18 protein-coding genes are annotated in these 19,451 nt (G+C 54.1%); 12 read left to right on the forward strand and 6 right to left on the reverse strand.

Annotated elements, in window-relative coordinates; all coding sequences use genetic code 11:
• Positions 1-155: 155 nt before the first annotated feature.
• Positions 156-1,706 carry a winged helix-turn-helix domain-containing tetratricopeptide repeat protein gene (locus tag X268_RS32610; protein WP_128928750.1) on the reverse strand — a complete coding sequence of 517 codons (1,551 nt, stop codon included), beginning with the start codon at positions 1,704-1,706 and terminating at the stop codon, positions 156-158.
• Positions 1,707-2,228: 522 nt separating this feature from the next.
• On the opposite strand from X268_RS32610, the gene X268_RS32615 reads away from it, so the two are divergent.
• The 5 genes from X268_RS32615 to X268_RS32635 all read left to right on the forward strand — a co-directional run bounded on the left by X268_RS32615 (position 2,229) and on the right by X268_RS32635 (position 6,231).
• Positions 2,229-2,621, forward strand: coding sequence for a response regulator (locus X268_RS32615; protein WP_128928751.1), 393 nt, complete (start codon positions 2,229-2,231; stop codon positions 2,619-2,621).
• A 5-nt stretch (positions 2,622-2,626) separates the two neighbouring features.
• Complete coding sequence (locus X268_RS32620) at positions 2,627-3,007, forward strand: response regulator (RefSeq protein ID WP_128928752.1); 381 nt, start codon at positions 2,627-2,629, stop codon at positions 3,005-3,007.
• Between the two features lie 324 nt (positions 3,008-3,331).
• Positions 3,332-5,191: a PAS domain-containing sensor histidine kinase gene (locus tag X268_RS32625; RefSeq protein WP_128928753.1), complete on the forward strand. Its 1,860-nt coding sequence runs from the start codon at positions 3,332-3,334 to the stop codon at positions 5,189-5,191.
• A 372-nt stretch (positions 5,192-5,563) separates the two neighbouring features.
• Entirely contained in the window at positions 5,564-5,971 is a 408-nt protein-coding gene (locus X268_RS32630) for a hypothetical protein (protein ID WP_128928754.1), read from the forward strand.
• Between the two features lie 68 nt (positions 5,972-6,039).
• A complete protein-coding gene (locus tag X268_RS32635) occupies positions 6,040-6,231 on the forward strand; it encodes a hypothetical protein (protein ID WP_128928755.1) in 192 nt (63 codons plus the stop codon).
• Between the two features lie 10 nt (positions 6,232-6,241).
• Here X268_RS32635 and X268_RS32640 read toward each other — a convergent pair whose 3' ends face one another.
• Positions 6,242-6,475: a helix-turn-helix domain-containing protein gene (locus X268_RS32640; protein WP_128928756.1), complete on the reverse strand. Its 234-nt coding sequence runs from the start codon at positions 6,473-6,475 to the stop codon at positions 6,242-6,244.
• A gap of 82 nt (positions 6,476-6,557) precedes the next feature.
• Between X268_RS32640 and X268_RS32645 the strand changes: the two genes are divergently transcribed.
• The 3 genes from X268_RS32645 to X268_RS32655 all read left to right on the forward strand — a co-directional run bounded on the left by X268_RS32645 (position 6,558) and on the right by X268_RS32655 (position 9,804).
• On the forward strand, positions 6,558-6,812 hold the full coding sequence (locus X268_RS32645; protein ID WP_128928757.1) for a hypothetical protein: 255 nt from the start codon (positions 6,558-6,560) through the stop codon (positions 6,810-6,812).
• Positions 6,813-6,815: 3 nt separating this feature from the next.
• The gene (locus X268_RS32650; protein WP_128928758.1) at positions 6,816-7,790 is read left to right on the forward strand and encodes a J domain-containing protein; all 975 of its coding nucleotides are present in this window, start codon (positions 6,816-6,818) and stop codon (positions 7,788-7,790) included.
• A gap of 340 nt (positions 7,791-8,130) precedes the next feature.
• Positions 8,131-9,804, forward strand: coding sequence for an FAD-dependent monooxygenase family protein (locus X268_RS32655; RefSeq protein WP_128928759.1), 1,674 nt, complete (start codon positions 8,131-8,133; stop codon positions 9,802-9,804).
• Between the two features lie 326 nt (positions 9,805-10,130).
• On the opposite strand, the gene X268_RS32660 is transcribed toward X268_RS32655, so the two are convergent.
• From X268_RS32660 to X268_RS32675, 4 genes are all read right to left on the reverse strand, one after another.
• Positions 10,131-11,249 (reverse strand): hypothetical protein, encoded by a 1,119-nt coding sequence (locus tag X268_RS32660; RefSeq protein WP_128928760.1) that lies wholly within the window; start codon positions 11,247-11,249, stop codon positions 10,131-10,133.
• Between the two features lie 74 nt (positions 11,250-11,323).
• The gene (locus X268_RS32665) at positions 11,324-12,475 is read right to left on the reverse strand and encodes an NACHT domain-containing protein (protein ID WP_164938051.1); all 1,152 of its coding nucleotides are present in this window, start codon (positions 12,473-12,475) and stop codon (positions 11,324-11,326) included.
• A 57-nt stretch (positions 12,476-12,532) separates the two neighbouring features.
• On the reverse strand, positions 12,533-13,108 hold the full coding sequence (locus X268_RS32670; protein WP_128928762.1) for a hypothetical protein: 576 nt from the start codon (positions 13,106-13,108) through the stop codon (positions 12,533-12,535).
• A gap of 137 nt (positions 13,109-13,245) precedes the next feature.
• A complete protein-coding gene (locus X268_RS32675; protein ID WP_128928763.1) occupies positions 13,246-13,479 on the reverse strand; it encodes a hypothetical protein in 234 nt (77 codons plus the stop codon).
• Positions 13,480-13,647: 168 nt separating this feature from the next.
• Between X268_RS32675 and X268_RS32680 the strand changes: the two genes are divergently transcribed.
• The 4 genes from X268_RS32680 to X268_RS32695 all read left to right on the forward strand — a co-directional run bounded on the left by X268_RS32680 (position 13,648) and on the right by X268_RS32695 (position 19,386).
• Positions 13,648-16,485: an NB-ARC domain-containing protein gene (locus tag X268_RS32680; protein ID WP_128928764.1), complete on the forward strand. Its 2,838-nt coding sequence runs from the start codon at positions 13,648-13,650 to the stop codon at positions 16,483-16,485.
• 299 nt (positions 16,486-16,784) lie between these two features.
• Complete coding sequence (locus X268_RS32685) at positions 16,785-17,429, forward strand: recombinase family protein (RefSeq protein WP_128928765.1); 645 nt, start codon at positions 16,785-16,787, stop codon at positions 17,427-17,429.
• A 484-nt stretch (positions 17,430-17,913) separates the two neighbouring features.
• Positions 17,914-18,765 (forward strand): hypothetical protein, encoded by an 852-nt coding sequence (locus X268_RS32690; RefSeq protein WP_128928766.1) that lies wholly within the window; start codon positions 17,914-17,916, stop codon positions 18,763-18,765.
• Between the two features lie 84 nt (positions 18,766-18,849).
• Entirely contained in the window at positions 18,850-19,386 is a 537-nt protein-coding gene (locus X268_RS32695) for a hypothetical protein (RefSeq protein ID WP_128928767.1), read from the forward strand.
• Positions 19,387-19,451 lie beyond the last annotated feature (65 nt).

Genomic DNA, 19,451 nt, shown 5'->3' on the forward strand with positions numbered 1-19,451 from the left:
AATCGTTCGATGGGCTGCATATGAGGCTCGCCCACGGTCGACGTCCGCTCCGGGTCAACAGCGCCGTTTTGAGCAGCGGTAAGGAGCTTCCGCTTTACCCCCGACCTCTGACATCTCGCCGCAACGCCATAACGGAAGCGAAGGGCCAATAGCTGTCATTCAGGCAATCCAGCTTTCCGAAGGCCCTCAATCAAGAGCTTCGCATTTGATTGTCCGCCCCGAGCTATCCACGCAGAAATCGTAAACGCGGGATCGGTCTCAAGCAGACGCGCCGCCGTGTCATGTGCCTCAATGTCGCGTCCGAGATGGGCGAAGGCGGATGCGAGACAGCGGTAAGCTGGCGAATAGGAGGGGCTCTGACGTTGGGCTTTCTTCCCGGCGACGATGGCCTCGTCAAACCGACTAAGCTCAATAAAGGCCATCCCCATCCCAGCAAGCGTTGTGTGTAGTTGCGGGTCTACCGGGCTCAGGCGCATCGCACGCTCAAAGCTGCGTAGCGCTTCCTCCGGCACCCCCGCAATCCTATACACATGGCCTCTGCAACTCCATGCGATATATGAGTTTGGGTTGAGCGCGACCGCCCGATCAGTCATTTCGATCTCACTTTCACTATCGCCGACCATGAACGCCGAGATTATGGCGGCAATTGCTAACGTGTCCGGATCACTATCGTCGATACTCAATGCCAGGCGAGAAAGCCGAACTGCTTCGCTACGGTCGAATTGAGGATCGATAGCATAGCCAAAAATGACGTTGTGCACGTGACGGATACCTGCCAAAACAGCGGCCACACCAAATCGAGGGTCCAGTTCCAAGGCGCGATGAGCCAGCCGGAGCCCCTCGGCCACTCCTTCGCGGGTGAACAGATAGTACTGCTGCCTAGCTCGAATAAAGAAATCATATGCGGTGAGGTTCTCCGGTCGCCGTCGCGTCGCCATCTCAGTTGCTGCTTGAAACAATTTTGGCTGAATAGCTGAGACAACAGCGACCGTCACTTCATCCTGCAGATCGAAAATGTCGGTCAGGTCACGCTCGAACCTATCCGCCCAGATGTGCGCGCCGGTCACTGCGTCAATCAACTGCCCTGCGATGCGAACTTTCCCGGATGCCTTGCGCACAGACCCCTCAAGGACGTAGCGCACGCCAAGTCTGCGTCCGACCTCCTTCACATCGACGGCTTTGCCTTTGAACGTAAAGCTCGAATTGCGAGCGATGACAAACAGCGATTTGAACCGCGAAAGCGCCGTGATGATCTCCTCAACCATTCCATCCGCAAAATACTCCTGTTCGGGGTCACCGCTCATGTTTTCGAATGGCAGCACGGCAATGGAAGGTTTGTCGGGGAGCGCAAGAGAGCTCTCGGACGCACCGCGCGGATTTGGGTTCGCAACTTCTGGCGTCTCCCGCATCTGTCCGACGAAACGGAAGCCCCTACGCGGAAGCGTCTTGATGAGGCGCTGCTCCTCACCGGTATCGCCGATGGCAGCGCGGGCAGCGTTTAGCCGAGTCGTCAGCGCCGAGTCGGATACGATCCGTCCTTTCCAGATCGCGGTTATGAGGTCATCCTTGCTAACGACGCGATCCCTGTTGCGGATCAGGTAGTCGAGCAGGTCAAAAACCTGCGGTGTGACCGACACTGCATCAGTCCCCCGATGCAGCTCGCGCCGGTCAGTATCGAATACGTACTCCTCGAATAGATAGCGCAAGCTGCCATCCTCGGGTTGTCCATCCTGGGGCTTAGGCTGCACAAAGATGCCCTTCCGCCACTCGGATCTGAAAGGATAAGCCGCCGATAAGGAAAATGTAAGCCGCTTGTACAGCGCATCGGATCGGGATTGTCATAGCCAAAATCAATAACACATGGTCGTCGGACTTGGCCGCCCAAGCGATCTTCATAAGCGGGACGCTAATCCCGGAACGCTTTCAGGGCCCAATGTCCGAGATGGGTCAACAGCGCCACCTTGAGCAGCAGTTGGGGGGCTTCCGGTTTACCCCGACCCCGGACATCTCGCAGCATCGCCCTAACTGAAGCGATGGGCCAACAGCAGAAGTCAGCGTGGCTGCACAAAGCGCGTAGTTCAGGACGCTGAGCTGGCAACGTCATCATCACTGATCATTGTCCTATGTTAATTTTCCTGCAGCTGCGCTTTATAATTTAGTATTTGAACACAAGGGCTTGGAACGTTGCGCCGCTCTGTCGATTGGCTGACCAGCATCCCGAGGAGCCAATGATGGTCCCCCAAGAGCAGCTAGACGGCAACCGAGTCAGGGTTCTGCTCGTGGAGGACGAATGGTTCATTCGATTTGACGTAGCTGAGCAGCTTCGAGGCGCAGGCTTCGAGGTTGTTGAGGCGAGCACCGCCGACGATGCCATGGACTACATCTCATCAGGCGAGCGAATTGACGCGCTTATTACCGACATACGCATGCCCGGAACTTTTGATGGTCTAGAGTTGGCTGGGAAAATGCGCGTTATGCAACCGATGCTCCTTATCCTCGTTGCCTCTGGAAGCATCGAATTGGAGAGCGCAGCGAGCCGCGTAGGTAGGTTCATCCGCAAGCCCTACGATCCAAAGCAGATCGCAATGCTGATCGCGGAGATGCTCGGCCCGGCGCTGTAGCACGCATGCAAACAGCAACTGTCTTGATCGTCGAGCGAGATGTGCTCGTGCGCCATCCGCTGGCGGAGTACCTTCGCGAGTGCGGCTATCGAGTGGTGGAAGCAACTCACTACGATGAAGCCCGTGAATGCCTCGAAGGCGAGAAACATAACATCGATGTCGCTTTAATCGACGTCGGCGGCCCCACCGGTTCCGGGTTTGCTCTTTCCGCGTGGATACGGAGCACGTACCCAACCGTAAAGACAATGCTGGGCGCGACGGTTGGCAAGGTCCTTGCCCTCGCGGGTGACCTCTGCGAAGAAGGTCCGCAAGCAGCGAAGAAGCTAAACTACCGCCCCGTGCTCGATCACATTCGTCAACTGCTTGCGACCCGGAAGGGGCATTAGCTTTCCGAGGGTTTCAGCGTCAAGTCCGCTTCGGGTCAACAGCGCCGTTTTGACCAGCGGTCGGGCGCTTCCGCTTCACCCCCGACCCCGGACATCTCGCCGCAACGCCCTAACGGAAGCGAAGGGCCAACAGCGGAAATCCAACTTGGTTTGAAATGAAGAGGGCCGCCAACCCCGGGGGCGGTCTAGATCGAGAGAGATCAGCAAATATTCTGGACGGGACAGAGCCGACCCATCAGTTCGCTCTGTAAGGACATGCCAGGGGGTATCCGTCCGCCGAAATGCTGGATAAGTTTGCTCCCGGAGGGCTGAGACGGGCATTCAATGCGTGACGAGATGCTGACATTCCTGAACGGGGGAGGACGGATGGGCGAGCGCATCCGCCTGTTCGACTGGAGGTCAAATTCACTCGGGCCTCCGGATTCGTGGCCGCAATCGCTTCGTTCGGCACTGTCCATTTGCCTGTATTCGAGCTTTCCAACGGCGATCTACTGGGGGCCGGACTTCAGGCTCCTTTATAATGACGCGTGGTCTGTCATCCCGGGCGAGCGCCATCCCTGGGCTCTCGGCCGCCCCGCCAAGGAAGTCTGGTCCGACATCTGGCACGTCGTCGGCCCCCAGTTCGAGAACGTGATGGCCACGGGCGAGGGCTTTTCTACCTATGACGAAATGCTGCCAATGGTGCGTGGCGGCGTCCAGCAGGAGACCTACTGGAACTACAGCATCAGCCCGATCCGCGGCGAAGACGGCGAGGTTGCGGGCATCTTCAATCAAGGCAACGAGACAACTCAAATTGTCCTGGCGCGGCGTAGCGCCCAGCAGGAGATTGCGCGTCTGTCCCTGATGTTCGAACAGGCGCCAGGCGCGACGGCCATTCTGCGGGGGCCCCGCCATGTCTTTGAAATCGCAAACCCCGCTTACTTGCAGTTGGTGGGCCGTAACGACATCCTCGGCAAGTCGGTCGACCAGGCCCTGCCCGAGGTGGCATCGCAAGGTTTCATCGAGCTACTCGACACCGTCTACAAGAGCGGAGAGCCTTACGCCGGGCGCGCCATTCCGGTCGTCCTGGATCGAAGTGGAATTCGCGAGCAGCGGCATCTCGATTTCGTCTATCAGCCGATAAGCGACGGCGCGGGCGACCGGTACGGCATTTTCGTGCAAGCGACCGATGTGACGGACACGATCCGGGCGGTGGCTGCTCTTCGCGAAAGCGAGGAACGTTACCAGGCCATCGTTAACTCCATCGACCAGATGATCTGGTCGACGCTGCCCGACGGCTATCACGATTATTACAACGACCGCTGGTACGAATATACGGGGATGCCCAAAGGTTCAACCGATGGTGAGGCCTGGAACGGAATGTTTCACCCCGACGACCAGGAGCGAGCCTGGAAATTGTGGCGCCACAGCTTGGCTACGGGCGCCCCCTATCACATCGAGTATCGGCTGCGGCACCGCTCGGGCGAATATCGCTGGGTGATCGGACGTGCACAGTGCGTCCGCAACGAGGCGGGCGAGATCATCCGCTGGTACGGCACGTGCACCGACCTGCATGATTTGAAAATGGCCGAGGAGGCTCGCCAGCTGCTGATGCAAGAGCTGAATCATCGGGTGAAGAACCTGTTCCAGCTCTTCGAGGCCATGGTGTACATGACGGGCCGATCGACCAATACGACGGCTGAAATGAGCGCCGCGCTTAAAGAACGTTTGCAGGCGCTATCGCGGGCGCATGACCTCGTCCGGATCGGAGCAGCGGATTCGATGCCGGCGCATTCGGTGTTGCTCATCCATCTTGCTGAACAGATATTGGCACCGCATTTGAGTGACGCGCAACATGGCAAAGTGAGCTTGACCGGACCGGAAATCCTGCTGGGCGAGAAATCAGCCTCCGCTATGGCGCTCATCCTGCATGAGCTTGCCACGAACGCTATCAAGTATGGCGCACTGGGTCATGCAGACGGGAAGGTGATGATCGGCTGGGCATTTGCTGGAGAGAGTCTGGTGCTGACGTGGAACGAGCGCAATTCCTCTGCTGCAATTGCCAAGCCGACATCGACCGGTTTCGGCAGCAGGCTCATTAAGTCGGCAGTCGAAGGGCAGCTCGGCGGAAAAGTCGATATTGTTTGGAAGCCTTCTGGCGTACAACTCCGCCTGGAATTAAGCCAGGCACGGCTGCGCGACTGATCGGAGCACTTCGCTCAACGCAGCATTGATCACAACGGTACGCGATTTAGCTCGAAGTTCGATGTACTCCAGTCGCGTCCATAGAGCCTGATGTCTGAAAGGGTCAAGGGCCGTCCATGGCAGCCGGATGTCCTTCATGGTCATTCTTTGGGCAGCTCTGTGGGCGGAGGTCAGCAACGGGTCAAAAGCTGCTGTAAGGACCGCATCGTAACAGCTTCCGGTTTCCCGCCAAAAGCGGACTCATATCCAGCATTCCGCAAAAAAGCGCGCACCGACCAGCGGGTTAGACAACTTGGGTACCGGCTACCAGGTTGCCGTTGCCCAAGTGGCGAATTCAGAAGACGGGGCTCCACCAACAACGAGGAGCCCACCATGGCACGAGCCACGATCAGTCTTGTCAATGTCACCAAGCCCACTGCGAACACGCCTGCCTTGCAGCGACGGGCTAAATTCGCCTCCAGCATCGATCAGCAAATTGCAAAGATCGGAAGCTTCAGAGAGGGAAAGAGAATCAGCAGGGAGAACTTCTGGGTAGATGCCGGCGGCACCATCTACTGCTCACTTCGATATGGAAAGCAGCCTTTGGAGCTTGAGCGTGGGAAATCGACTCTCAAAGCTGTCGGAACCGGAAATGCTGCATGGGACGACCTCGTCGAACAGTTGGAGCAAATCAAAGTTTTGGCCGTGGCCGGTGGCCTGGATGAAGCGCTACAGGCCTGCGCAAGTGCTGTTAAAGCGAACTTCAAGGCGGCGAAGGACAAGAAGACCGGGAAGGGCTAAGCTCGCCGTTGCCTATCATCGAGTTTGGTCAGACCCTCTGTTGGCTTGATGCCTCGGAGGGTTTTCCCATGGATGACGAACTTGTTGCGCACGCTCTTTCACTCGTCCTCGACGACCCGCGCATAGGCGATTGGGTGACGGTAGAAGCCGATAAACGCCTAGGCCGCAAAGGTCCTGAGGACGTTGAATTCTGGCGGACATACACCGCCGTCACCAACGAGCTGCTCGATGCGGTGCGAGCGAAGAACAATGCTGACTGAACTAGGCCGCTCAGGCCTTCTTGGGCGGCTTCCGGGCCGGACGCTGAAGGAAGTCAGCTGGCTCAGCCTGGAGCACCTTTGAGATTTTGACGAGCACCTCCAGGCCGACCCATGTCGAGCCCTTCTCCAACTTACTGATGTAGGTGCGATTCACGCCGGCGTCCGTCGCGAGGGTCTCCTGCGAGAACCCTCGTTCTCGCCGAATCCTTCGCAAATTGTTCGCGACCACTTGGCGCCAATCCATAGGCCAAGTGATTGCGCTGTTGCTTATAAGCAACCACCGCTTTAAAGCAACAAACTGGAACCTTTAAACGAGGAATCGTCAGATGGCTCAAGGGGTCTGGAGGCGCGAGAACAAGCCGGGTGTTGAGTTTGACCGGGCTTGGAAATGGCTTTTGCTTCCAGGCGTGGTCGCTCAGTGGTTTCTTTATACGTTTCCAACCGGCAGCTTTGCCAAAGTAGTCACTGATACCCGGGTGGCTCGAAGTCCCATAATGACCTACGTGATCAGCGGGATCTTTTATATCCTGGTTTTGCCGCTAATCGGGTTGGCCCTGCTCTCGCTGATCTCTGCTCGGTGATGCATGGCTAAAAAGCCACCGCAAGAGCCGCTCGGCTGCACGATCGCAACCTTGGTTATCATCGGGCTTGCCTATTCGCTCCCCTATCTTTTCACCTTTACCGTCTACGCGTTTCCATTATTCCTCATCTTTCTTTTGGTGTTCGCTAGCTGGACTAGACGGCCGGAGCCAGAGCTCATCGACGAGTCGCAGATTAGTGCTGCCTTGCACGACCTTGAAACAACCAAGAGGTCGCTGCTTGACGAGATTGCTGGTTTAAGAGACCAAGGCGCGAGAGAAGGCGTGCGGTATCTCACAGTAGAAGATCGCTTCGAGATGCGTTCTCGCAGGGGGCAGGATTTGAACGAAGCCCTCGCGAATGCGAGATCGGCTTTGGCCGATGTCGTTACTCGCATTGAGATGGCGCAGCATCCTCAACATCGCAGAGATCATGCTTGGCGGCTGTCTATGCGATCTTGGAGACGAGGAAGGGCCTATCGTCTCGCGTTCATCGCCGCGCTGTTTAGCTTTGCTGCCTCCGCTGCTCTCCTCAAAGCATACATATATGAAGGCGCTGATCTACTTGTGTGGAATGCCTTTCCGAATCTTATCGGTCGTCACGTCGAAGTGGCGACCGTTTTTGGATGGGTGCTTGGCTTGGCGACGTTCTTGGCCATTCGACGTAGCAATCGACTGGCCGCTGAGCGTGAAAACGGCGCTTCGGAACGTCACGCTGACGTGTTGGATTATATCGGACCACAATCAGGCGATGGCGGCTATCAGGGCAATATAGAGATCGACGATCCCTATTTGATCTTGAACGTCTCGCCGCAAGCGACAATACCTGAAATTAAAGCGGCCTATCGGCTCGCAATCGTCAAGTGCCATCCCGACACGGTGGCCGACCGCAGTAAATCAATCCGCGAGGCCGCTGAAGCCGAGGCTCAGCGCGTCAATGCAGCATACGACGCCATTCGGAACGAGCAGGGTTTCAACTAGCGCGCATAGCTAAGCGGCGGACTCGGCGAGCACTTTGATCCATGGCGGCTCTCGTCGCTCGAGTCGCCCGACCTAATCTCTTGCATCTTCACCAGCTCCGACCACCCAGGACCTCGGCTACTCGCCTAGCCATGCCGATTATTGAGAGAAGGTCGCAGAGGGCGGCATCCCTGCTCAAATGTCATTGCTGCGGCACGAAAATATCCGCCCTTCTCTGCCAATCGCTTGAACCTGCGAGGGATATTCGCGTAACGTGCCACCTAAGTTTGTATGGGAAGGCAATCTGGGGGCAAGCGTGAGAAAATTAAAGGTAACGGTAAGCGGTGGGGGACCCGTAGGCTTGGCTTTTGCGCTGAAGCTACAGGAGCTAATGGGCGATACGGCTATCATTGAGGTTTTTGACAGCCGATGGATGAAGACAGATCAGGGAATCGAATGGAGGGGGAAAGGTGAAGGTAACGCCCGGAGGCAGCAAGTCGTTACAATCCAGAGTCGCCAGTACACTCAACTTCCGAAGGCCGCTCAAGATGAACTGTTTCAAGAGGGACAATTTACGGAGATGTGGCCCATAGGGCCGGATTCACCTCCGGAGCTTGGGCCACCTCGCAATATGCGGATTGCACAAATCGAGGACACGCTGCTTCAGCTGGCCGTAAGTGATCCTAGAATACAAATGCGCGTCGAGCGTTTTTCGCCTAAAACACACAATATCAGCGACCAACACGTGCTAGTCATTTGCGAAGGCGCGAGCTCTTCGACAAGAGAATTCTTCCTGGACAAATTTGGCGAGCCTGACGCGAAGTCTTATTCCTTGATAGACCAGGATGATGATGACGATGATGAGGAAAGTCCGCTGGAGGATGTTGTTCTTGGACTTTTAGTCAAATCAAAACTCCCAGATGCGACCGCCGTCGCACTCACGATTGGCCAGAATCGTTTTCTACTTAATTCCCTCAATGGCGAGGGATTTTTGAACATGCGACTGCATCCCGAAGAGGTGAAGGAAGTTTTAGGCGTGAACCTCGCAGAAGAAAGGTTCGAAGAATGTATCCAGTCTAATCCGTGTATGATGCAACGAGACGCAAAGGATGGTGGCAAGTACTACTGCCCTACCCACAACACGTATTTCAAGCCCGCACTTGAGCCTCGTGCTTCGCTCCTTTGGCCACGCATCTTGGATGGATTACGCTTATTTGGCGTAGCGGAATCTGATTTGAAGGGCATCACGGCTTTCCGACTTGCAATGGTACAGCGGCCTCGTTTTTGCGCCGAAGTTTTGCCTCCCACAAGAAATTCGCCTGGCACTTACGGTTGCCTATTGGGAGATGCTGCAAATGCTATACATTTCTGGCCCGGTCGAGGCTTGAACAGCGGACTTGCATCCGCGTTTTCGCTCGCTCATTGCCTACGTGATGAGTGGAACGATAACGGATTGCGTGACGCCAGCTTCATGCGGCACGAGGCCTTCATGGCAATGTTGCAGTATCGACATAAGACGCGTGCTTGGCGAGCGATGACAAGCGTCGATGGCGCAGGCAATATACAGGCGATCAAGAATCTGATTGCTAAGTCGTATGCATCTGCACCCGACCCCAATAAAGACTACCGCGGTTTGCTGGTGGATAGATTCGCTGGAGTTACGAAGCGACTCGAAGGGCGATTGACTAATCTGCCCGACGCGAAGGATTTCAATGCGTTGTTAGGCAAGCTAAAAGGTAGAAACGCACTGCGCGTTCTTTATGAATGTGGAGCCTGGGATACACGACGTATGGGAGGCGACGAAGTCGATCTGAGGCTCCTCTTTGATCGTACGATAGTGCCAATGCAAACCATGCCTGCACGACCTCCCGTGCAGATACTGAAGAAGAGTTCTTCTCTGCCACGTGCACCGTATTTCCTTTTGGGCGTTATCTTAGCCCTCGGGTCACTCGTCGCACTTGAATTAAGCTTCCCCGGAAGCTTCACCTTTTGGGTAAATATGGTCGGAAGCTACATCAAGCAATTGATAAACTAAGGTCTTCCCAACACATTAAAAAATCGAACGATAGTATCGTATTGCCTCCTGCGATTCTCTGCGAGAAGAGCTTGATAACGTCAAACGTAAACGCTGGTCTACCGTTTAAGGAGTGCTCTGGTAATCCCACAGTTTAGGCAGATTGTGGCCGCGATTTCATCTTCAGTCGCCACTTCTAGGATTCGCAAGCGCGTCCTGTAAGAGGAGAAACCGACACAAGAACCATCACCTGCGACTGCGTTTCCACGAACCGGCAGGGGACGTCCGTGCTTGGCTTTTGCTAAATCACGAGCTGCAACTCTAGTGCAAGGCGATCTATGCTGTTGTCACTTGATGGCGTCTTTCTCATGTCTTTGAAGGAAGACCTTGTCGGCTGGTATAAGCCACCGAGATGGTGACTTCACAAATAACGACGTGTTTCGATGAACCCACGATCTTGCAAATTGCACGAGAGCGCTGTCCATATCGTCCCGGCCGATCACGACTTCTAGGAGGGAGACGGTCGATATCGATTCATCACTATCATCAGCACCATCAGCATCATCCAAGGATAGTTCGGCGAGGCCCATCAGCGCGACGCCGAATGCAGAGGCGTGCTCCGCGGAGCATGACGCGAGTGATGATCTCGTCTCTTCGATAATACCATAGTCGAACCAAGGAAGTACCGTAGCGCTGCCACCTGAGACCTGAAAGGGTGCTTGTTCGATCGCCCGATGCGAAATTGCTTTGAACAGCTTAAAATAGGGCGCATCTTCCTCATTCCTCCTACCGAGCAAGACTTCGGCGCTTTCAAAGGTACCTAAACTGAAATCAACATACCGCCAATCAAGTCGCCTATCGGGCACCACCGAAGCTGACCACATTGCCAAGCCAGACTCTGTCGCGAAGCTTGTTGTCGCTTGAGACAGATCAAAGACTATCTTAGGAAACGACGCCTGGCGTATTTCGGCATCCACGGCTCGGCTAATGAAGGAGCTGTCGAATTTCCGCTGCACGCCGCGGAATCGCTGGACAATGGGGGAGAACTCCACTGGATAACTATCACGCGATGATAGATAGCACGCGTATAGCCAATCGATGACGAAGCCAATCTTATGTCCCTCGCGCCGCTCTATTCGATCTGCAAGAGACTGGTAGACACCCTCCACTATAGCGCTGCTGAACTTAGTCGAATGTTCGATCAGATTGCCGATTGAGCTGCTCCATTGCTCTTTCGATTCGACGGAGTTGGTAAGCTCGCGAACAATGCGAATGAGCGATTGCTCATTCGGCTGCAAATATCCAACGCTTTCGATAACGAACTGCACTGAGCGCGCAAGCATATCCATGCTTGACGCGTCTCGTTTTCCCCTCTTCGCGACAGCACTGGCACGAGCCTTCGCCAGAACGTCTATCAATTGGTTAGTGAGCTGCTGAGCCGATTTTAGTTTGCTGGCGGTCTTCAACTGAAGCGCTAAGTGTAGGGGTACAGTTTGCTCGCCTGCCAAAATGTAGGGCGTCGCGTGTACGAGCAGCGCGTCTATACTGTCGAATGCGTCATCAAGCCACCTTGCATAAAAATACTCCATGAATGTGCGGTGGCTGAACTCAAATATTCCCGCACTTCTCTCTGAAGTATCCAAGATCGGCCAATCAAGTGTGAAACAAACCTGTCCGCTGCCGCCTGGGCACGGTGTTCAGTATCAATCTCATAAACGTTTCTGAAAAATTCGAGCACGCGAGACCGCAACCATTCCTGATTGGGTTGTTCGACTTCCGGAGATATCAAGTAGAGGTGTCGAGCGAGCTCCGTAACGAGTTGAAAAAGCCAGTGCGGATCCGGTATCTCCGGATCGATTGCTTTCAAGCTATCCCATCTCCGAAAAAGCAGATCGGAACATTCCGCGTAAAGTTCAATTCGATTGTCGGGAATTCGCTGCCCTACGCTGTAAATCCAGACTATTAGTGCGAGAAGCAGAGGATTCCGAACAAACTCTTCAGCGTGACGTTGCGCCTGCTGAATAAACTGATCCTGCTCTCGGTCGATGTCTTCGTCTGTCTTTTCGAAGACCCAGCGGCTTGCTGAACGAAAATACGCCCTCGTCTCAGCTGACGAGAATTGTCGAAGGTGGAATATTTCAACGCCTAAAATCGGAGTAACGATAAAGTCGGTACGCCGGCAGGTGAAAATGAAGGTGTTTTGCAGGAAACGATTTGCAAACTGCTTCATAGACGATATTGCATCGCGCCGCTTGGCAGCGCTAACAATTTCGTCGACGCCGTCAAAAACGATCACCATTCTACCGAAGAATAGGAGATGTTGGACGATTTCGAGCCATTCTGACTCGTGGAAATGCAGGTTGCATTGCCTCGCAATTTCTTTCGCGACGAAACGCAGCAAGTTGCCGAAGGCATCTCCCGACAATTCTAATGACAGACGCCGCACTTCAACCTTCACATAGAGTCGAGCGTTGGAGTTTTGTTCGCGTATTCTGAGTCCGTCGAGACAGAAGCGCTGAGCCAGCGTCGACTTCCCTCCGCCAGGATCACCAAGAATAACGCATTGCTGAATTTCGGAGAGCGCCACCCCGTAGGGCTGAGCCGCATACTCACGATGCGCTGCCACACTTTGCGCTGATGCGGTAAGGCCGCGTCTAACCGAGAAATCTTGGCGTTGCAAAACTGCCGGCACGTAGAGCTTATCAAGCTCGCAATCCACAGAGCGCTGTGCAGGTCCATCGATTCTTACCTACTCGTATGCATTGATCAGCGATGAGGTAATTTGCTGCAATCGTTCCGTGACAAGGTCCGGAGAAAGAGAAGCCCATGCTGGTAATTGCACTCGCTCACTCGCCCTCTTTGGTGAACCGGGCGATACGAGTGATCGAGCTGCCAGCGACACCGCCTTAGCAATATCGGGGCGCACATCGCTTACGATCGAACGTACTTTTCCTAAGTCGTCTTCCGCGTACTTGGTACGCTGGCTGTCGAAGACAAATAAAATGTCCTTTTGGGTCTGGAGACGAAGACTTTCGCGGAGCACAAAGGTAATAGTCTTGAATAGCTCTCGGTTAGCATCGGCTTGTTCATGAGCCGTAAGCACCTTTGTGTGCCTTTCGAGCATCGCATCAAACTGAAGCCGTACGCCTGCATCCTCCAGGTCGTAGAATGCATCTCTCGCTACAAGATGTAGAAGGCCAGTGTCTTTCAGCTCTGCGAGAAAGTTACCGATAGCCTCGTTAACCTGGCCGCGCTTGCCAAGAATGACATCGAGGTCACCGATCGCTTTAACAAGAGTGGGCGAATGCTTTGACGGCTCGCCCAACGCAAATGATCGCTCGATTTTGTATCTACGGTAGATATCGCCAGCAACGGCAGATGCCGCCGGCCGAACTAGCGCGAATATAGGAGACAGAAGCCAAGATAGGGTCATTGAAGATCTGCTTCGGGTACCAGCGTCGTCTAATTACGCCATGTCTGCTTCGTGATCGTATCGAACCACATTTCCATAACGTAGCGAGCGTCCGGTACCGCGCGAAACTGTGTATAGGAATAGTGCTGACCATTTTGCAGCCATGTCCAGAATGAACCAAAACCGTAGTGGTAGCAGCTATCAGGCGGCCACGGCTCTTTAGCTTCCTTTGCCCACTTCTCCACCAGCGAGGGCATGGCCGCTTCAGCTTCACACTTCTTCACGGCTAATCTCCTGCCGAGACAATCGGATGCCATTTCAAGTCGCGGCTCCCGTTAAGGATTGATCCTAAAGTCGCAATCAACAGACCCTCGTATTCGGAAGGTGGCAGACTAGCGTGCTAGATACAACCTGCGATATGTTCTTCCTGGAATCATGTTCGCGAGAGGCGCATGGCTTACACGATCCAACGGCTAACGATTTACGGTCTAATTTCCGCGTTAGAGAGCGACCTGAGGGATTTCCTGACACTTCATGTGTCTCCGTTAGTCGACCCAAACAAGCTCTTGCCCAAGCAAATGATGGACAAGGCGACAGAACGGTTTGCCAAAGAGAACGCAGACACCGTTCCGGATTTTGAAGACTTGTTGGATTATTTGGACCTTGGAGACGAACTTCAGGCAATACGGACACACGATCGTTTACTAGACGATGTTACGCGCACCTATATAAAGAAGTACTATCTCGGTCTTGAGGGACTGATTCCGATTCGGAATCGGGTCATGCACACGCGCCCGCTAGAATACGACGATCTGCCTCGCGTATCTGACTTAGCGAGCGAGCTTGTCAAGTCGCACCGCGCGCTCTGGGCGAATCTGCGAACGACGCGTCGGGAATTGGAACGCGATCCGGATTTTGCAGCCACATTCACTATCCCCGACACACCGGACGAAAGCACCAAACTACTTCACAATCTGCCGCAAGTTGAGTTTGACGATACGGGCTTCGTCGGCCGCGAGAAGGAGCTTGGAGAACTCAAGCGCGCACTTATGGGCAACTATCCGGTTGTTACGGTGGTTGGCGAAGGAGGCCTCGGCAAGACGGCAATCGCACTCAAGGCCTGCTATGACTTGCTCGACGACGACGAAGCGAAGTTAGACGCGATAGTTTGGACGACTGCAAAAGCAACTAAGCTAACGCTCAATGAAATGCAGGTGATTGAAGGAGCAATTTCATCGTCCCTCGGTATCATTGAGAACGCAACTGCGCTCCTCGGACGTCAGACTGAAACATCGGCGATGGATGACTTGCTGACGCATTTGCGTAACAACAGAATACTTTTGGTCATTGATAATCTGGAAACCGTCATAGATCAAAACATCCGAAACTTAGTCCGCCAGGTGCCTCCCGGTAGTCGGATTCTTTTCACAACGCGTATCGGACTTGGCGCGTTTGACTTTCCAATCCCGCTCTCGCCACTGGAAAGCAAAGAAGCCGCATTCTATTTCCGGCGGACAGCACGAGTTTGGGGCGTCAACGACCTTGCTTCAGCTCCGCCAAATGTTGTCTCCGGTTACTGCTTAAAGCTGCAACACAATCCTCTCTTCATAAAATGGTTCATTCAAAGTGTCCGCGCGGGCAAACGGCCAACGGTTCTTACGAGCGATCCGACCGTTCTTCTACAATTCTGCCTTCAAAACGTATTCAATTCACTGTCTGTAGATTCACGGACAGTAGCAAGCACGCTCGCAAGCGTTAATGGCTCCCAGAGTGTTGCTAGTTTGGCGTTCTACACCGATTTGGACAGTTTATCGATACAGAGCGCTCTTTCTGTCCTGGTCACTTCGAACTTGCTGTCAGTTGAGCGCGGAAGAAGTTCCGAAGATGAAGATCGTTATACGCTCAGCGCGCTTGCCCGCATGTATATTCAGAAGTTCATTCGTCCACCAATCGAAGAGCAGAAGAAGCTTATATCAAAGCAAAACGCTCTGAGATCCGCGCAAGAGGAATTCTCATCCCAGGCTGGGGCTGACATATTTGACATGAAGAATGTTTTCGTACGAGACAAGGATGATTACATCGTTGCAAAGATTCTGACTCGAGCGCTGGAATGCTTGTTCAGAAAGGATTGTGAGGAGGCGGAACTTCAAGTCCAACGAGCGAACGATCTCTCGCCGAACTACTTCGAAGTCCACAGAGTCAAAGCTCGACTTCATATCGAGCTGGAGGATTATTTCTCAGCAGAGAATGAGTATGAGACAGCAATCTCGCTAGCACCCCAGAGAGCGCCGCTACGGCTGTGGTACGCTGGGTTTTTGTCGTGGCAGCTAGGCGATCAAGATCGAGCCCTGGCTCAACTTCTAAAAGCTGAGGAACTTGCTCCTAACTCCGCATACGTAAAGATCGAATGCGCTCGCGTACTTCAATATCAAAGAAAGTTCCTTGAAGCTGCCAATCGTCTCGCTGCCGTCGAAGATATTGAGAAGCTCCCAGCGCGGATGCGGAGAGCGCACCTTGACTTAAGTCTTCAGAACGATCTGCGAAAGGCTGAGCAGCTCATTACGCAGCAGAACTTTGTTGATGCATTAGATTGTTTGGAGGCGGCGAGGAGGACTTTCGAAGCAGCGCCGCAAGCATTGATTGACCAACGAACAACGCGGCACGTCGGCCACGCCATGCGCCACCTACTGCCGCTCAAGCGCGCATTGACTGGACTAAAGGAAGAAAAGCGCGTCGCTGCTATCGAGAAGTGGATTTCTGATCCGGCAACGCGTTCAGCGCAACCAGAACTGCGCAGGGCCGCATCATTCATTTCCCCAGATGAACTCGGCCCCACCGAGGCAAGCGAAGCACCGCCCAATCGTGGGCGGCTCTCCCAGTTGCACACTAACTATGCTTTCGTTGATACCGGCGGGTCGCGCTTCTTCTTTCATCGAGGTAGCTGGTTGGGCAAATTGGACTTCACAGCCCTGGGCGCGGGCGCCATTGTTGAATTTGAGATTGGCCGAAGTGAAAAAGGCCCCTGTGCCATCAACGTCCGGCCAATCGGCGAAGAGACGCCAGCTCAAAAGAATGACTTCGTCCTTCTGGGAGCTATTAAGTCCCTTACAGCAACGTACGGCTTCATCAAACTAGATTCAGGAGGAGACTTATTCTTCCATCGTGACGACTGCACACTTGCTACAAGATTTAACAAGCTGGCTCCAGGCGATCGAGTGAGATGCAAGCTGAACGTTGGGATAGACGGCCGGAAGCGAGGGGTAAACGTCGAGCTGTATTCCGGGCTTTAAGCGGCAAAACGAATTTCGCTATTCACCTCGCCAATATTCATTTCCCGTCGACGATCGCCACTCCGATGGCGGCGATCGGCATATGTCAAAATCGAGAATCGACTAGTCACTGGAGCGACGCATCATGACTCCTCATGCTGAGAACAAACCGGCAAAAATCCAGCTGCGCCTTCAAAGTCAATCGAGCATGGTCTTTGATACCCGGGCAAAGAATGGGGTCGTCTAGCTTTTAGAAACTTTGTCGTTGTCCGCTTACGGACCTTGATCGATAGCGTCCCATTATTGAGGTGGGACAACAAATGTCTAAGTTCATCGCATATTTCCGCGTATCAACCGAACGTCAGGGGAAATCTGGCCTCGGCTTAGCCGCTCAGCGTCGCAAGATCACTGATTTCGTTGCAGGCGCCGGCAGGCTCATTGCTGAATTCTGCGATATCCAATCCGGGAAGGACGATTCCCGCACAGAATTACAGCGAGCGATTCAGCTGGCCAAACGCGAGAACGCGAAGATCGTTATCGCTCGCCTCGACCGTTTTTCCCGCCGGGTCAGCTTTATCGCCAGCATCCTTGAACAGGGCATCGGTCTCGTCTGTGCTGAGATGCCCAATGCAACGGACTTCCAACTCCATATCTTCGCTGCGCTCGCTCAGGAGGAACGCAGGCTGATCTCCGAACGGACGAAGGCAGCATTGGCCGAAGCAAAACGTCGAGGCAAAATTCTCGGATCAAATGGAAGGAATTTGGCCGCGAAGAATCGCAAGGCCGCTGACGACTTTGCATCCGAACTCAGAGAAAAGCTGGGCGCTAATGTATTGCGGCGTTCTTACAGCGAAATTGCACGACATCTGAATGATGCGGGGATCACGACTGTAACAGGACGAAAATTCTACCCGCAGACGGTCAAGAACTACTTGGCACGGGCAACTTCAGATTTCTCATCGTGAAATGTACCCTACACTTTGGAATAACTCCGTCCAAAACCCCAGAGCGCGATCGAATACCCGGTCAATCAGGATAGTCTCACCTTGGTCGATCACGAGTAAGGTCGAAGCGTTTAGCGTGAGACGTACGGTGAAACGGCATTAAAGAGGCAGGTACGGGAGAAGGCAGCGCAGTGGGGCCAAGAGGAATTTCTGGCCGATACCCAGGGGCGAGCTAGTTGCTTTCGAAAATGTCGTGACCAACGAACCCGCTCCGCCTGACGGTGAAAGCAGCGATCCGACTTAAGAATAAGAAAGAGCCGCCCTGGTTGCCCCCCCGGAGCGGCTCTCAGTCGTCCCCCAGGCACGTTGGCCTCGGCGTTGCGTACCGCCGTTACCTTGTTTGCGGCCACGCACAGTCTGCCTATCGAAGTCGACTTGATTCGCCTGTACCGCAAATGACACAATGCACTCTATCATTTGCGTTGCGATGCAAGGTTGATTGCACATGGCACCAAAACTAGACAAGCAGTCGTTTCTGAACCTGGCGCCAGAGTATTACCTGCTGGCTCTCTATGTTCATTCCCAATACTCTCAGCAGCAATTTCATACCGATATCGCTTGGCAACGGGAATTCACTGTCGAAGACCACGATGCGGATGAGGAATACTGCTACGTCGAGAACGCTGCATTAAGAGCGGAAGCCGTCCGCATCATGTTGAGCCAGGGAGCGATCGAACTGATCGACGATCATTTCGGACCGATAATTTGGCGCAAGACCGCCGAAATGCAGCGACTCGCAACCTCGTTGGAGAAAACGCCGGGCAATGTGTTTTACAAGGCAAAGGCCTCCGGAGACGTTAGGGGATGGCTGTATGCGGCGCTCCAGAAGGTGAACACCCGCGCTTCTGAACTAGGAATAACTGACACCGATTTTGAACCTTATAAGGATGGGGGATTTGCTCTAGACGCGGCGGCGGAAGTCAAGGATGCGGATCCAGTAGGTGAGTGGGCGCCTGTTAAGCTGGACTCGGCCGATCCGGTGGTGGCTGAGGCAATCTCCAAATTGAGCGCTGCCACGCAGGCAATTGAGCAGGACAACGGCTATGCTTCCGAGCGTAAGCAAGAACGAGACGCAGTCGTTGCCGATCTCAAGGGGGGACTCGAAAAACTCAAAGAAGGTGAGGTGAGTGTCGGCTGGATCAGGCGGACCATCAATGCGCTTAGGCTCGCAAGCATCACGTTCGCAAATAACGTGAAGGCCCAAACGATCGACGGCGCTATGCAAGGTCTCAAAGAAGTAGTGAAGACGCACATGAAAGACGCAATCGAGCTACTGCTTCGCCACTGGCCGTTCTAGTGCAAGACAATGTGTACGGGGAAGGCGTCTTGATTGCGTTGGCCAATTGAAACAATGTAGCCTCATTGCCCGAGGGAGGCTGAGTTGCTTCATAACATCCACCTGTACTTTGATGTTTTGGAATGGCGCCAAAGCGTTCGAGAGGAAAGGAAAAAGAAATACAGAGGTCGCGGGTTAAATCTGGTCGCCCGTGCCACTAACGTTCGTGACATTCGGCTCATCAACATGCCGGAGAAACTCCGCGATCTGGAGTTTCATTTGACCGTGGTTGAAGGCACTCCAGTCTTAGTGAGCGGCGAACCGTTCGAGGATGGCATCGGCATCATAATCCTGCACCAATGCGAGCCTGCCAGGGATGATCTTCCCGAGATAGAGGCGATGGTCACTGGCTGGTTCTATGTCGAGTCCGACCTCTACCAGGAGCTTTGGCAGCAAGTCCTGACCGACAACTATTCGAGCAGCCGTATGGAGCTTGAAGCAGGTCCGTTCGGGTTCGATATGATGGAATGGACTTGGGACCCAGCAACGCAGGCTCAGTTGAACGTACAGTACGCCGCGTTTGATTTTGTACGCAGCAAGCGCAAGGAGCCGCCCCCGTTGAAGAAGGGTTTGTTCAGCTAGGCCAAGCCCTTGGACTTGCGTGAGACCGTAAGATTCCCGGTGAACGGGAACGACCTACCTGACCC

This window comes from Bradyrhizobium guangxiense (assembly GCF_004114915.1).
Lineage (GTDB): Bacteria > Pseudomonadota > Alphaproteobacteria > Rhizobiales > Xanthobacteraceae > Bradyrhizobium > Bradyrhizobium guangxiense.